Annotated in this window: 11 protein-coding genes and 1 pseudogene; 9 read left to right on the top strand and 3 right to left on the bottom strand. The window is 62.8% G+C overall.

Translation table 11 applies throughout. The features are described from left to right. Positions 1-16 precede the first annotated feature (16 nt). Positions 17-862, bottom strand: a complete 846-nt coding sequence (locus AXW67_RS32420) for an IclR family transcriptional regulator (protein WP_063681201.1) — start codon at positions 860-862, stop codon at positions 17-19. A 223-nt stretch (positions 863-1,085) separates the two neighbouring features. Next, positions 1,086-3,215, bottom strand: coding sequence for an acetate--CoA ligase family protein (locus tag AXW67_RS32415; protein WP_063681200.1), 2,130 nt, complete (start codon positions 3,213-3,215; stop codon positions 1,086-1,088). Positions 3,216-3,227: 12 nt separating this feature from the next. On the opposite strand from AXW67_RS32415, the gene AXW67_RS42915 reads away from it, so the two are divergent. The 8 genes and pseudogenes from AXW67_RS42915 to AXW67_RS45185 form a co-directional block, all read left to right on the top strand. Next, the gene (locus tag AXW67_RS42915; protein WP_161491316.1) at positions 3,228-3,500 is read left to right on the top strand and encodes a hypothetical protein; all 273 of its coding nucleotides are present in this window, start codon (positions 3,228-3,230) and stop codon (positions 3,498-3,500) included. 65 nt (positions 3,501-3,565) lie between these two features. Beyond that, the gene (locus AXW67_RS32410; protein WP_198024795.1) at positions 3,566-4,261 is read left to right on the top strand and encodes a GntR family transcriptional regulator; all 696 of its coding nucleotides are present in this window, start codon (positions 3,566-3,568) and stop codon (positions 4,259-4,261) included. Positions 4,262-4,349: 88 nt separating this feature from the next. Then, complete coding sequence (gene oxc, locus AXW67_RS32405; protein WP_063681199.1) at positions 4,350-6,083, top strand: oxalyl-CoA decarboxylase; 1,734 nt, start codon at positions 4,350-4,352, stop codon at positions 6,081-6,083. Positions 6,084-6,147: 64 nt separating this feature from the next. Continuing rightward, positions 6,148-7,425, top strand: coding sequence for a formyl-CoA transferase (frc, locus tag AXW67_RS32400; protein ID WP_027554784.1), 1,278 nt, complete (start codon positions 6,148-6,150; stop codon positions 7,423-7,425). A gap of 695 nt (positions 7,426-8,120) precedes the next feature. Further along, complete coding sequence (locus tag AXW67_RS32395; protein WP_063681198.1) at positions 8,121-8,444, top strand: hypothetical protein; 324 nt, start codon at positions 8,121-8,123, stop codon at positions 8,442-8,444. Then, positions 8,390-8,971 (top strand): hypothetical protein, encoded by a 582-nt coding sequence (locus tag AXW67_RS32390; protein ID WP_161491315.1) that lies wholly within the window; start codon positions 8,390-8,392, stop codon positions 8,969-8,971. Before AXW67_RS32395 ends, AXW67_RS32390 begins: the two co-directional genes overlap by 55 nt. A gap of 14 nt (positions 8,972-8,985) precedes the next feature. Continuing rightward, positions 8,986-9,273 (top strand): RHS repeat domain-containing protein, encoded by a 288-nt coding sequence (locus tag AXW67_RS43360; protein ID WP_201723745.1) that lies wholly within the window; start codon positions 8,986-8,988, stop codon positions 9,271-9,273. A 71-nt stretch (positions 9,274-9,344) separates the two neighbouring features. After that, positions 9,345-12,188, top strand: a pseudogene (locus tag AXW67_RS45185) (cysteine peptidase family C39 domain-containing protein); the annotation flags it as partial. 23 nt (positions 12,189-12,211) lie between these two features. Here AXW67_RS45185 and AXW67_RS42350 read toward each other — a convergent pair. Beyond that, on the bottom strand, positions 12,212-12,418 hold the full coding sequence (locus tag AXW67_RS42350) for a LexA family protein (protein WP_347336765.1): 207 nt from the start codon (positions 12,416-12,418) through the stop codon (positions 12,212-12,214). 113 nt (positions 12,419-12,531) lie between these two features. On the opposite strand from AXW67_RS42350, the gene AXW67_RS32375 reads away from it, so the two are divergent. Then, entirely contained in the window at positions 12,532-13,662 is a 1,131-nt protein-coding gene (locus AXW67_RS32375) for an IS630 family transposase (protein ID WP_063675747.1), read from the top strand. Positions 13,663-13,673: the final 11 nt, after the last annotated feature.

The raw sequence follows: 13,673 nt of genomic DNA, 5'->3' as shown, positions 1-13,673 counted from the left end.
CCCCGCCCGGTTCTGCTCAGGACGCCCTCTGCGGCATCACGCCACCCAGCGCCGCCGTCAGCTCCGTTGCCGTCTCGCGCACGATGCGGCCGATCTCCGGCAAACGATCGTCGGTGATGCGGCTGGTCATGCCGGAGACGGAGATCGCGGCGAGCGGTTCGGCGCGATCGTCGTAAACCACCGCCGCAACGCAGCGCAGGCCCATCTGCGCTTCCTCGTCGTCGATGGCATAGCCTTGCTCGCGGATCCTTCCGAGCTCACGAAACAGGTCGCTCGGCCGCACGATCGACTTCTCGGTCAGCCTCGGCATGCCGTGATGGCGAATGATGGCGCCGACATCTTCGTCGGAATAGGTCGCGAGAACCGCCTTGCCGACGCCGGATGTGACCATCGCGACGCGGCCGCCGACCTTGGTCAGCGAGCGCATGATCTCGCGGCTCTCCATACGCGTCAGCACGATGATGAACTCGTCGTCGACCACAGCTAGGTTGGCGGTCTCGCGGGTCAGATCGCGCAGCTTGCGTAAATAGGGAACCGCCTGAGCCGAAAAATTGCGCCGCCGCGCGAAGCTCGCGCCCACGGTGAAGCTGCGAACGCCGACATGCCATTTCGACTGGGCGCGGTCGAACTGCACGAAGCGGCGGCTTTCCAGCGTCGCGAGCAGGCGATGCACGGTCGAGGTCGACAACCCGGTGCGGACGGCGAGATCGCTGAGGCGATAGCCCTCGTCGTCCTCGGCCAGAGTCTCCAGAATCGACAGCGCGCGGTCAACCGACTGCACGCCACCGTCACGCGCCTCGTGATCAGTCTCCACCGGCGATCTTGGCTCGGGTAATTTGCGCCGGATCACGTTCTTGCTCATCGCGACCTGACTCTTCTCCCTCGCCCCGCTTGCGGGGAGAGGGTCGGGGTGAGGGGGAGCCTCCACAAGGACGGTGAAAGATGGACTCGTGGAGAGTCCCCCTCACCCGGATTGCACCGGACGATGCTCCGCATCGCCGGGCGCAATCCGACCTCTCCCCGCAAGCGGGGGAGAGGTGAACAATCAGCCGCTTCGGATCGCTCCGAAGCGGCACATCTCCGTCTCAGAGCAGCCCTGCCCCGCGCGCCCACTTGTACTTGGCGCCGAGCACCTCGACCGGCAGCTCGGTCGAATAGGCATAGGCCGGGATGCCGTTCTGGTAGAGATATTCGGCGGCTTCCTCGACCTCGACGTCGCCGGCGAGCGAGGCGACCATCGGCTTCACAAAGCCCTTGGCCTCCATCTCCTTCTTCACCTCGACCATGTTGCGGGCGAACACCATCGGCGGCGTGACGATGGTGTGCCAATAGCCGAGGATGAGCGCGTGGATGCGATCGTCGGAGAGGCCGAGCTTCACCGTGTTGACGTAGGTGATCGGCGGCTCGCCGCCGGTGATATCCACAGGATTTCCAGCCGCGCCAAACGGCGGGATGAACTTGCGGAAGGCGGCGTCGAGATCCGGCGGCATCGACATCAGCGACAGGCCATTGTCGACGCAGGAGTCCGACAGCAGCACGCCCGAGCCACCCGCACCGGTGATGATCAGCACGTTCTCGCCCTTCGGCGTCGGCAGAACCGGCACGCCGCGGGCGAATTCGAGCAGCTGGCGCAGCGAGCGCGCACGGATCACGCCGGACTGCTTGAACACATCCTCGTAGATCCTGTCGTTGCCGGCGAGCGCGCCGGTGTGCGAGGACGCCGCCTTCGCACCGGCCGAGGTTCGGCCGGCCTTGAGCACGACGACCGGCTTCTTCTTGGAGACGCGCTTGGCGGCTTCCGCGAAGGCGCGGCCGTCCTTGAGGTCTTCGCAGTGCTGCGCGATCAGGTTGGTGTTGGGATCCTGCTCGAAGAAGGCGAGCAGATCGTCCTCGTCGATATCGGACTTGTTGCCGAGGCCGACGATGGCGGAGACGCCCATCTTGGCCGAGCGCGAGAAGCCGATGATGGCCATGCCGATGCCGCCCGACTGCGACGACAGCGCCGCGTGACCCTTGACGTCGTAGGCCGTGCAGAAGGTCGCGCAGAGATTGGCCGGCGTATAGTAGAAGCCGTAGATGTTCGGCCCCATCAGGCGGATGTCGTACTTCTTGCCGACCTCGACGATCTCGGCCTGGAGCTCGGGCGCGCCGGCTTCGGCGAAGCCCGAGGGAATCAGCACCGCGCCAGGGATTTTCTTCTCGCCGCACTCGGTCAGCGCGCCGGCGACGAATTTTGCGGGGATCGCGAACACCGCGACGTCGATCACGCCCGGCACGTCCTTGACGCTCTTATAGGCCTTGTAGCCGAGGATCTCGGCGGCCTTGGGGTGGATCGGAATGATCTCGCCCTTGTAGCCGCCGTTGATGAGGTTCTTCATCACGGAGTTGCCGATCTTGCCGTCTTCGGCCGAGGCGCCGATCACGGCAACCGCCTTCGGCTGCATGATGCGGTTCATGGCCGCGACGATCTCTTCGGTCGGGCGCGGCTTCGGCTTGGGCTTGTAGGCGAAGTCGACGACGATGCGGACATCGGCGGCGGTCGCATCCTTCGGGGTCGCGAACACCGGGTTGAGATCGAGCTCGACGATCTCGGGGAAATCCGAGACGAGCTGCGAGACCTTGACGATGACGTCGGCGAGCGCCGTGCGGTTCACCGGCTCGCCGCCGCGCACGCCCTTCAGAATCTCATGCGCCTGAATGCCGTCGAGCATCGACAGCGCATCTTCCTTGGTCGCGGGCGCGAGGCGGAAGGTGATGTCCTTCAGCACCTCGACCAGCACGCCGCCGAGACCGAAGGCGACCAGCTTGCCGAACGAGCCGTCGGTGATTGAGCCGACGATGACCTCGGTGCCGCCGGACAGCATCTGCTGCACCTGGATGCCCTCGATCTTGGCGTCGGCCTTGTACTTCCTGGCGTTGGAGAGAATGGTCTCGTAGGCCTTCTCCGCATCCTGCGCGGTCTTGACGCCGACGATGACGCCGCCGGCCTCGGTCTTGTGGAGAATGTCGGGCGAGACGATCTTCATCACGACCGGGAAGCCCATCGAGGAGGCCATCTTGCCAGCCTCGCCGGCCGACTTCGCGACCCCCTCCTTCGGAACCGGGATGCCGTAGGCGTCGCAGACCAGCTTGCCCTCCGGAGCCGTCAGGCTGGAGCGGTTGTCCGCCTTGACCTGGTCAAGCACCTTGCGGACGGCATCTTTGGAATTGGACATGTGGTTTCTCCCTTGACCTCAGTTCTTGCTTTGCAAAGCGCGCGCGTGTTGCGGCTGCCCGTGATGCTTGCCATCCGCCGCGCTCTGTTCCATGCCGCGGAACGGAGTTGGCGCAAACGCCGAGATTACTCCGCCGGCTTGGATCAAAAATGGCTGGCGATGGCATTTGGTATGCCAGAAGCCAACTTGTCAAGCCGCCGCGTCGCCCGGAACGCTGCAAAAAATAGGCAGCTTGACATTCTGGCATGTGGTATGCCAAAAACTTTCCAGTCAATATTCCTGTAAAAGACGACTCCCACTGGAGGAGAATCGTCGTGTCACTGCGGAAACCAACCAAGGCATTGCCGAACATGGCCGAGGCAGACATCGCAATCGTTCGTATTGCCCCGGAGAGCAGCTTCAAGAACAAGGCGTATGACGCCTTGAAGGAAGCCATCCTCAGGATGGACATCTATTCGACGCCCGAGCCGGTGATGCTGGACGAGCGCGCACTGTCCGAACGCCTGGGTGTCAGCCGTACGCCGATCCGCGAAGCGATCGCAATGCTCGAGCAGGACGGCTTCGTGAAGACCGTGCCGCGCCGGGGCATCATGGTGGTGCGCCGGACCAAGAGCGAGATCGTCGACATGATCCGCGCCTGGGCGGCGCTGGAGAGCATGGCGGCCCGCCTGATCACCACGACCGCGCGCAAGAAGGACATTTCGGCGCTGCGCGACTTCTTCAAGGACTTCGGCAAGGACCACCTGCCCGAGGATCACGTCGAGGAATATTCCAAGGCGAACATCGCCTTCCACCAGGCGCTGATCTCGCTGTCGGAATCGCCGGTGCTGGTCGATCTCACCAACGACCTGCTGCTGCACGTGCGCGGCTACCGGCAATTGACGATCGGACGGAAGGATCGCACCGCGACCTCGCTGCCCGAGCATCTCGGCATCATCGAGGCGCTGGAAGCGCGCGACACCGAACTCGCCGAGAAGCGCGCCCGCGATCACACCCTTGGCCTTGCGGCTTACGTCGAAGCTCACGGCCAGGAACTATTCACGTAGCTCTTCACCTAGCAACCTTCACCAGAAGGGCGAACCATTCGCCCCCAAAAGCCTAAAACGGCACCTTGAGACCAGGGAGACAAGGCCCATGCTGAATACCGCGACCAAGTCCGAAGCACCGGGCACCGAGCAGGAATTGACGGATGGCTTCCATCTCGTCATCGACGCGCTCAAGCTGAACGGCATCAACACGATCTATAATGTGCCGGGCATCCCGATCACGGACTTGGGCCGCATGGCGCAGGCCGCCGGTATTCGCGTGATCTCCTTCCGCCACGAGCAGAACGCCGGTTACGCGGCGGGCATCGCCGGCTTCCTCACCAAGAAGCCCGGCGTCTGCCTCACCGTGTCCGCACCCGGCTTCCTCAACGGTCTCACCGCGCTCGCCCACGCCACCACCAACTGCTACCCGATGATCCTGATCTCCGGCTCGTCCGAGCGCGAGATCGTCGACCTGCAGCAGGGCGACTACGAAGAAATGGACCAGCTCGCGATTGCAAAGCCTTTGTGCAAGGCGGCCTATCGCGTGCTGCACGCCCAGGACATCGGCATCGGTCTTGCCCGCGCCATCCGCGCCGCGGTCTCGGGCCGTCCGGGCGGCGTCTATCTCGACCTGCCGGCAAAGCTGTTCGGCCAGGTGATGAACGCCGACGCCGGCGAGAAGTCGCTGGTCAAGGTGATCGACGCGGCGCCCGCGCAGATCCCCTCGCCCGCGTCGGTCAAGCGCGCGCTCGATGTCTTGAAGAGCGCAAAACGCCCCCTCATCATCCTCGGCAAGGGCGCGGCCTACGCGCAAGCCGATGAAGAGATCAAGAGCTTCGTCGAGAAGAGCGGCGTGCCGTTCCTGCCGATGAGCATGGCCAAGGGCCTCCTCCCCGACACCCATCCGCAGTGCGCCGGCGCGGCCCGCTCGACGGTGCTGAAAGAATCCGACGTCGTGCTGCTGATCGGCGCGCGGCTGAACTGGCTGCTCTCGCACGGCAAGGGCAAGAGCTGGGGCGAAGCGCCCAAGAAGTTCATCCAGGTCGACATCGAGCCGAAGGAGATGGACTCCAACGTCGAGATCGTCGCGCCCGTCGTCGGCGACATCGGCTCGGTCGTCTCGGCCTTCAACCAGGCCATGGGTGCGGGCTGGACCGCCCCGCCGGCCGAATGGACCAAGGCCATTTCGACCAAGCGTGAAGAGAACGTCGCCAAGATGGCGCCGAAGCTCATGAACAACAAGTCGCCGATGGACTATCACGGCGCGCTCGGCGTGCTGAAGAACGTCATCAAGGAGTACCCCGAGGCGATCCTCGTCAACGAGGGCGCCAACACGCTCGACCTCGCCCGCGGCGTCATCGACATGTACAGGCCGCGCAAGCGTCTCGACGTCGGCACCTGGGGCGTGATGGGCATCGGCATGGGCCAGGCGATCGCCGCTGCGCTCGAGACCGGCAACCCCGTGCTGGCGGTGGAAGGCGACAGCGCCTTCGGCTTCTCCGGCATGGAGGTCGAGACCATCTGCCGCTACAATCTGCCGATCTGCGTCGTCATCTTCAACAATGACGGCATCTACCGCGGCACCGACGTCAACGGCGCCAACTCAGATCCCGCGACCACCGTGTTCGTCAAGGGCGCGCGCTACGACAAGATGATGGAAGCCTTCGGCGGCGTCGGCGTGAATGCCACTTCGCCCGACGAGCTCAAGCGCGCCGTCAACGAGGCGATGAAGTCGGGCAAGCCGACGCTGATCAACGCGGTGATCGATCCCGCCGCGGGCTCGGAGAGCGGCCGCATCGGCAACCTCAATCCGCAGAGCGTCTTGCAGAAGAAAAAGTAAGTCCTCCCCTTCAACCCATCATTCCCTGCGGGTGCAGGGGCAGACAGAGTACGGAGCAAACACGATGACAAAGGCGCTCACGGGCGTTCGCATTCTCGACTTCACCCACGTCCAATCGGGGCCGACCTGCACGCAGTTGCTCGCATGGTTCGGCGCCGACGTGATCAAGGTGGAACGCCCGGGCGTGGGTGACATCACCCGCGGCCAGCTGCAGGACATCCCGAACGTGGACAGCCTGTATTTCACCATGCTCAACCACAACAAGCGCTCGATCACGCTCGACACCAAGAACCCCAAGGGCAAGGAAGTCCTGACCGAGCTGATCAAGAAGTGCGACGTGCTGGTCGAGAACTTCGGCCCCGGCGTGCTCGACCGCATGGGCTTCCCCTGGGAGAAGATCCAGCAGATCAACCCGAAGATGATCGTCGCCTCGATCAAGGGCTTTGGCCCCGGACCGTACGAAGACTGCAAGGTCTATGAGAACGTCGCGCAGTGCACCGGCGGCGCCGCCTCCACCACCGGCTTCCGCGACGGCCTGCCGCTCGTCACCGGCGCGCAGATCGGCGATTCCGGCACCGGCCTGCACCTCGCGCTCGGCATCGTCACCGCGCTCTACCACCGCACCCATTCGGGCAAGGGCCAGCGCGTCACGGCTGCGATGCAGGATGGCGTGCTCAACCTCGCTCGCGTCAAGCTGCGCGACCAGCAGCGTCTCGCCCACGGCCCGCTCAAGGAGTACAGCCAGTTCGGCGAAGGCATTCCGTTCGGCGACGCCGTGCCGCGCGCCGGCAACGACTCCGGCGGCGGTCAGCCCGGCCGTATTCTCAAGTGCAAGGGCTGGGAGACCGATCCGAACGCCTACATCTATTTCATCACCCAGGCCCCAGTCTGGGAGAAGATCTGCGATGTGATCGGCGAGCCGACCTGGAAGACCGATCCGAACTACGCCAAGCCGCCGGCCCGCCTGCCGCGGCTCAACGAGATCTTCGCCCGCATCGAGCAGTGGACGATGACGAAGACCAAGTTCGAGGCGATGGAGATCCTCAACAAGGACGACATCCCCTGCGGCCCGATCCTGTCGATGAAGGAGATCGCCGAGGACGAGTCGCTGCGCAAGACCGGCACCGTGGTCGAGGTCGACCACCCCACCCGCGGCAAGTACATCTCGGTCGGCAACCCGATCAAGCTGTCGGACTCCCCGAGCGACGTGCAGCGCTCGCCGCTGCTCGGCGAGCACACCGACGAGATCCTGCGCCAGGTGCTGGGCTTCAGCGATCACCAGGTCGCCGATATCCACAAGTCCGGCGCGCTCGACCCGCCGCAGAAGCAGGCCGCCGAGTAAGCCGAAGCGCTTTGACGTGAGACGGAAGGGCCGCCCATCGGGGCGGCCCTTTTTGCATGAGGAACGCCGGCCGTCACAGGCACGAACTAAAAAACTGAAAAACAACCCCATGCACAGTAGCCAACCCGTTGGCAACAAAGGAATTGCTGATTTTACGAAACCACCTTTGACACGTCGGGCAAAACAGGGGCATTATGCGAAGGTCGAAAAGACGCGAAGGTCTCGCCCGGCAAAGAGCGTTGCGACACGGCTGTGCATTGCGCGACGGAGTTGCGGTGAAATCCGGCGCCTGAAGGGCGGCGGACGGGTCGGCAAGTTTCATTCACTGTCACCGTAGTTCTGTCACCGTAGCTCCAACGTGACCATTTTTAGACACGCTCGATTCAACGACAAAATTTTGCGTTGCATCTTTTTTTATTTACAACCGCAATCATCCGACTTACGTTTTTACCGGCGGATCGTCTCTGACGAAGCCAAGCGCTTCGCGGGAAATGTCCTTCGAGGGAATGTTCAATGGCAAATGTCGCAAATGAGTTTGCTGTAGGCCTCAAAGATCGTGTCACGCCTGGGCACGCCCTGATCCGCTCGGGATAATCCCGGGACTTCGCCCCCTCCACCCCTATCTCACGTCGGCCCTCGATGCGCAGCTCGGAAGCTGCCGCCTCCTGGAACGACGACCAATGCAAGGACACAGCATGCAGCGACGCATCATCCATGCGGCTTGCGCCGTTTTGGCTCTTCTGATCGCGAGTAACAGCAGCGTTCGCGCACAATGCGCGTTGCCGTATCAATTGACCAATGGTCAGCCGGCGGACGCCACGCAGGTCATGGCGAACTACAACGCGCTGCTGACCTGCCTCAACAATGCTGCGCCGACCGGCTCGACCAATGCATTGCAATACAATGCCGGCAGCGGCGCTTTCGGGGCCGTCGGGCCCCTCACGCCGCTGGCAGTGCAGGCGGCTTGTACGGTCCCGTGCTCTCCGGCCGGCCCACCGCCGCGAGCACGGGACTGCTGAACTGGCTCAATCAGGGGAGCAGTACCACCGCCGACAACGCAGTGGGATTCAGCCTCAATGTTACGACCAGCAACGGCTTGACCGGCGTCTTCCGGTCGGCACCGTCAACGCCATACACAATCACCGCGCTGATTGCCGCGACGCGCAGCAGCACCTCGTACAATGGCGTTGGCATTGGCTGGTACGACGGCACGAACAAGCTTCACGTGCTCTCATACGCCACGCAGAACGGCGGCCCCCCCTATTTTGAAGTCGAAAAATGGAACTCGCCCACGTCATTCAGCGCCAACGACCTGACGAGCGCAAACAATGGCTTTTCGCAACCGATCTGGCTTCGCGTTGCTGATGACGGCACGAACGTATCCTTCGCGTTCAGTCAGGACGGCGTCAATTTCCTGACGTTGTTCTCGACCGCCAAATCATCCGGCTTTCTTGGCACGAGCGGCTACAACAATGTGATTTTCCCCGCCAATCCAATCGCCAGTAGCCGGACGATCGGGACGATCATGTCCTGGGCGCAAAATTAGGGCTGGGGGATCGAATGAACAGTCCCCTCATGTCTTCCGCAATGAAGGCCGGTCTGGCGCTCGCCATACCAGTATTGCTCCTCATGCCCGGTTCGAGCCTGGGCGCCGCTACGGTGACCTACAGTTACGACCTGGTCGGACGCGTGACGTCGGCGGCCTACGACAATGGCCTCTGCATCATCTACGCCTACGACGCAAACGGCAACCGCACCGCGCAGAGCTATTCGATGTCCAGCGCGCCGACGTCCCAAAACTGGGGCTCGGGCGTGTGGGGCTGTTACCTGAAATGGACCCCACAGTGAACGCGAGTCCGACGTTCGAGCGATGACCGCGCATAGCGCGCCCACGGAAAATCAAGGTCTGGAGATTGACGATGACGTCAACGAGATGGCCGGCATGGCTTGTCGCGGCAATGTTTGCGCTTACACTGGTGCCAGGCCCGACACCATGCGCCGTTGCAGCTATGCAAGTAGATGCCGAGCAGGCCACGGGCGGACTCGCGGAGGCCATCCGCGCCGCCCATTTCAGCGAGCCGCTGATCAAGACCGGCCCGACGTCGGCAGCCGAAGATGATGCACTGCTGCGGGCCCTGGAGGGCCATGCACGGCGCGCGGACCACGAAGATACAAGCCAGCTCACCGGATTCCTGTCCCGCTATCCCCACTCCGCATGGGCACCGGCACTGTGGACCAATCTCGGCCTGACCTATCGTCACCAGGGCTATTTCTCGCGCGCGCTCGACGCCTGGAAGAACGCGTGGCGCGAAGGCAAGGATGCGACCGATCCGCTTGCGAAGGCGCTCGTCGACCGGGCTGTCGGCGAGCTTGCGCGACTCTACGCATCCTTCGGTCGCAATGTCGAGTTGGCAGCCCTCTTCGACGAAATCGGTGAACGCCCGATTACGGGATCGGCGACCGAGGCCGTTCAGTCGGCTCGCGAAGAGCTGGTGCTGAGCGAGAAGGATCCCGGCCACCTCTTCATCTGTGGCCCGCTGGCGCTTCAATCACTGATGATCGCAGAGGGAGGCAAGCCGGAGCAAGCCAGCTTCCTGCAGTGGTATCGAGCCGGCCGGAACGGCACCAGCCTCGATGAGGTCGGGCAACTGGCGGACAAGGCAAAGTTCGCGCATCGCCTCGTGTACCGCGACGCGAGCCAGCCGGTGCCTGTCCCCGCGATCGTGCACTGGAAGGCCGGGCATTTCGCGGCGATCGTGGGCGAAGCCGACGGCCGCTTCCACATCCACGATCCCGTGTTCGGACATCAGGATTTTTGGGTGAGCCGTGCGGCACTGGACGCCGAGGCGAGTGGATATTTCCTGACACCGGCGCGCACGACTGCGATTGCCGGTTGGCGGGAGGCCTCTGCCGTCGAGGCGGCCAATGTGAGGGGCAAGGGACCGACAACGGGGACGCCACCGGGGACAACCGGGCCGCAGGATCCAAATGCGAATCCAGCTCCGCCCCACGGCCCTCGGCCGGACGACAATGGACCACCGCCGCCGGATGGCAATGGGCCCCCACAGGAAGCCGGTGGACCGCCCCAGGGCTGCAATCCTTCGTGCTCCTGTCCGATGTGCTTCTACAACATCGGCGAAGCGACCGTGAGCCTCAACCTTTCCGACACACCCGTCGGCTACAAACCACCGATCGGGCCCTCCGCGAAGGTGCAGATCGTCTACAACCAGCGAGAAGACAGCCAACCGGCCGTCTTCAATTTCTTCAACCTCAGTCCGAAATGGACGCTGAACTGGTTGAGCTATGTCACGGACGATCCGGCGCATCCCAGTGCTTCCGTATCGAGATACATCGCCGGCGGGGGCGCCTACTTCTACAATGGCTATCAGAGCCGGACTGGGCAATTCGCCGCGCAAACTAATGACGGCTCGATCCTCGTTCTGGCGTCCCAATCTCCGATCACCTATCGGCGCCAGTTGAGCGATGGAGGCGTCGAGATCTACGCGCAATCCAACGGGAGCACGAGTTATCCGAGGAACGTGTTTCTCAGCCAAATCATCGATCCGCAGGGTAACGCGCTGACGCTCAACTATGATAACCAGCAAAGACTGGTTTCGCTGACCGATGCCGTCGGCAGGCAAACCACCTTCAGCTATGAGCTGGCAAGCCGACCGCTGCTGATCACCAAGATCACCGATCCGTTCGGACGCAGCGCGGCGCTGGCCTACGACTCTAGTTTTCGCCTTCGTTCGATCACAGACGTCATCGGCATCACGTCGAGTTTCACCTACGACGCCAATTCGCTCGTCAACTCCCTGACGACGCCCTACGGCACCACGACGTTTGCGTATACGGCGCCTGGCACGAGCGCCCCGCCCCGCTTCCTCCAGGTGACCGATCCGCTCGGCAACAGCGAGCGCGAAGAGTGGCTCGAGCCGGCGCCTATCCCGGATAGCGATCCCGCTGCCACCGTCCCCGTGGGAATGCCGATTGCACCGAAAAACCAGTACCTCACCTATCGAAACAGCTTCCACTGGGACAGGAGCGCCTATGTTGCGGCCGGTTGCACGCCCACCGGTGGATGCGACTACACCAAGGCGCGCGTCACGCACTTTGCCCACGTCGCCGGCAATGCGAACCAGAAGTCAAACGTGGTCGAGAGCATCAAATATGCCCTCGAGAACCGCATCTGGTTCAACTACCCCGGACAGACCGAAGCGATTTTCTCGGGCAACTATGTCAAACCGAGCGTGACGGCACGCGTTCTCGACGACGGCACGACGCAGCTCAGCAGCGTGTCTTACGATACAAGCGGCTATTTCAAGACGACCCAGATCACCGATCCGCTCGGACGGACGACATCCTTCGCCTATTCCAACCAGATCGATCTCGCAGCAATCAGCCAGACGACCGCCTATGGCGTTCAACACACGCTCGCGCAATTCACTTACAATACGAAACACCGTCCGATTTATTTTACCGACGCGGCTGGCCAGACCACGAGATTGACCTACAATTCGACCGGTCAGGTCGCATCCGTCACCAGTCCTCTCGGCCAGACGACCAGCTATCAGTACAACGCGGCCGGCGATCTCACCACCATCGTCAACGCCAACAATGCTACCGCCGCAAGCTTCACCTACGATGCCTACGACAGGGTCAGGACCTACACGGACTCCGAGGGCTGGACGGTCATCTACGACTACGACGCGGCCGATCGGATCACGAAGATCACTTTCCCCGATGGAACGAGCAGGATCTACACTTACGACAGGCTAGTGGTTCATCACAGTGATTTTGACGTTTTGATACCGAGCCATCCGAGGATAGGCAACTTTTCGGGTGGCAAGAGGATCTCGATGCTTCGAGCGACGCCGGGCTGGCGACGAATGAACCCGTTGCGTTCGAGGGTGAGGATCATCTGGTGGACTGACGGCGGGCTGACGCGGAAATGCCGCTGGATGTCGGCCTCGGCGGGCGGCTGTCCGAACATGTACGAGTAGGTATGGATGAAAGCGAGATAGTGTCCCTGCTTCTCGGTGAAGTGCGCGCCTGATTTTTGACTCATAGCTGGATTCGTCCCGGCCTCCGACAAGGAGGCGAAGCATGAATGTACGTTATCGGGTCGAATTGAGCCAAGCCGAGCGGGACGAACTGACGGCAATGCTCGGCGGCGGCACGCATTCCGCCCGCAAACTCAAACGGGCTCAGATTGTGCTGGCGGCCGATTCAGGCAGCTGCGACGCGGAGATTGCCCGAACCGTCCGGGTCAGCCTTTCCACCGTCGGCCGGACCAAACGCCGTTTCGTAGAAGGCAATCTGGAGCGGGCCTTGAGTGAGGAGCCGCGTCCGGGCGCGGAACGCAAGCTGACAGGCAAGGAAGAGGCCCTGCTGGTGGCGACGGCATGCGCCAAGCCGCCCGCCGGCCGCAAACGCTGGACGCTGACATTGCTGGCCGACGCGATGGTCAAGCTCACCGATCACGCCAGCCTGTCGGGCGAGACCGTGCGCCGCCGGCTGGCCGACAACGACCTCAAGCCGTGGCGCCGGGATATGTGGTGCATTCCTCATGTCGACGGCGAATACGTCGCCCGGATGGAGGATGTGCTCGATCTCTACGCCGAGGCGCCGGATCCCGAGCGGCCCCTGGTTTGCTTCGACGAGACCCCAGTCCAGCTGATCGGCGAGGTACGCCAGCCGATCCCTGCCCAACCGGGACAGCGCGAGCGCTACGATTACGAATATCGCCGCAACGGTACCGTCAATCTCTTCGTCACCTTCGATCCGCATCGCGGCTGGCGCAATGTCAAGGTTACAGACCACCGCGCCGCGGTCGACTACGCGCACTGCATGCGCGAACTCGTCGACGTCCACTATCCCAATGCCGCCTGCATCCGTGTGGTGCAGGACAATCTGTCGATTCATACGGCCGGCGCGCTATATCAGGCATTTGCGCCTGCCGAGGCCCGTCGCATCCTGCGCCGCCTCGAGTTCCACTACACCCCGAAACACGCCAGCTGGCTCAATATGGTCGAGTGCGAGATCAGCGTGCTGCAGCGCCAGTGTCTCGGCCGTCGCATCGACGATCCCAAAAGGCTTCGAAAAGAAATCGCAGCATGGCAACGGCAGCGAAACAAGGCGCGAGACCGCATCAAATGGATGTTCACAACCGACAAAGCCCGCGCCAAACTCGGTCGCGCCTATCCAGTTGCCGCCAAAGAGTCAAAACCACTGTGATGAACCACTAG

The organism is Bradyrhizobium neotropicale, assembly GCF_001641695.1.
GTDB classification, from domain to species: domain Bacteria; phylum Pseudomonadota; class Alphaproteobacteria; order Rhizobiales; family Xanthobacteraceae; genus Bradyrhizobium; species Bradyrhizobium neotropicale.
The sequence above is the reverse complement of the archived record's forward strand: the minus strand, read 5'-3'. Positions and strand labels throughout refer to the sequence as shown.

What these genes read in the sequence shown, in the direction of transcription:
- AXW67_RS32420 (WP_063681201.1), bottom strand. Translation starts at nt 862, where the DNA reads ATGAGCAAGAACGTGATCCGGCGCAAATTACCCGAGCCAAGATCGCCG.
- AXW67_RS32415 (WP_063681200.1), bottom strand. Translation starts at nt 3,215, where the DNA reads ATGTCCAATTCCAAAGATGCCGTCCGCAAGGTGCTTGACCAGGTCAAG.
- AXW67_RS32410 (WP_198024795.1), top strand. Translation starts at nt 3,566, where the DNA reads ATGGCCGAGGCAGACATCGCAATCGTTCGTATTGCCCCGGAGAGCAGC.
- oxc (WP_063681199.1), top strand. Translation starts at nt 4,350, where the DNA reads ATGCTGAATACCGCGACCAAGTCCGAAGCACCGGGCACCGAGCAGGAA.
- frc (WP_027554784.1), top strand. Translation starts at nt 6,148, where the DNA reads ATGACAAAGGCGCTCACGGGCGTTCGCATTCTCGACTTCACCCACGTC.
- AXW67_RS32395 (WP_063681198.1), top strand. Translation starts at nt 8,121, where the DNA reads ATGCAGCGACGCATCATCCATGCGGCTTGCGCCGTTTTGGCTCTTCTG.
- AXW67_RS43360 (WP_201723745.1), top strand. Translation starts at nt 8,986, where the DNA reads ATGAACAGTCCCCTCATGTCTTCCGCAATGAAGGCCGGTCTGGCGCTC.
- AXW67_RS42350 (WP_347336765.1), bottom strand. Translation starts at nt 12,418, where the DNA reads ATGTTCGGACAGCCGCCCGCCGAGGCCGACATCCAGCGGCATTTCCGC.
- AXW67_RS32375 (WP_063675747.1), top strand. Translation starts at nt 12,532, where the DNA reads ATGAATGTACGTTATCGGGTCGAATTGAGCCAAGCCGAGCGGGACGAA.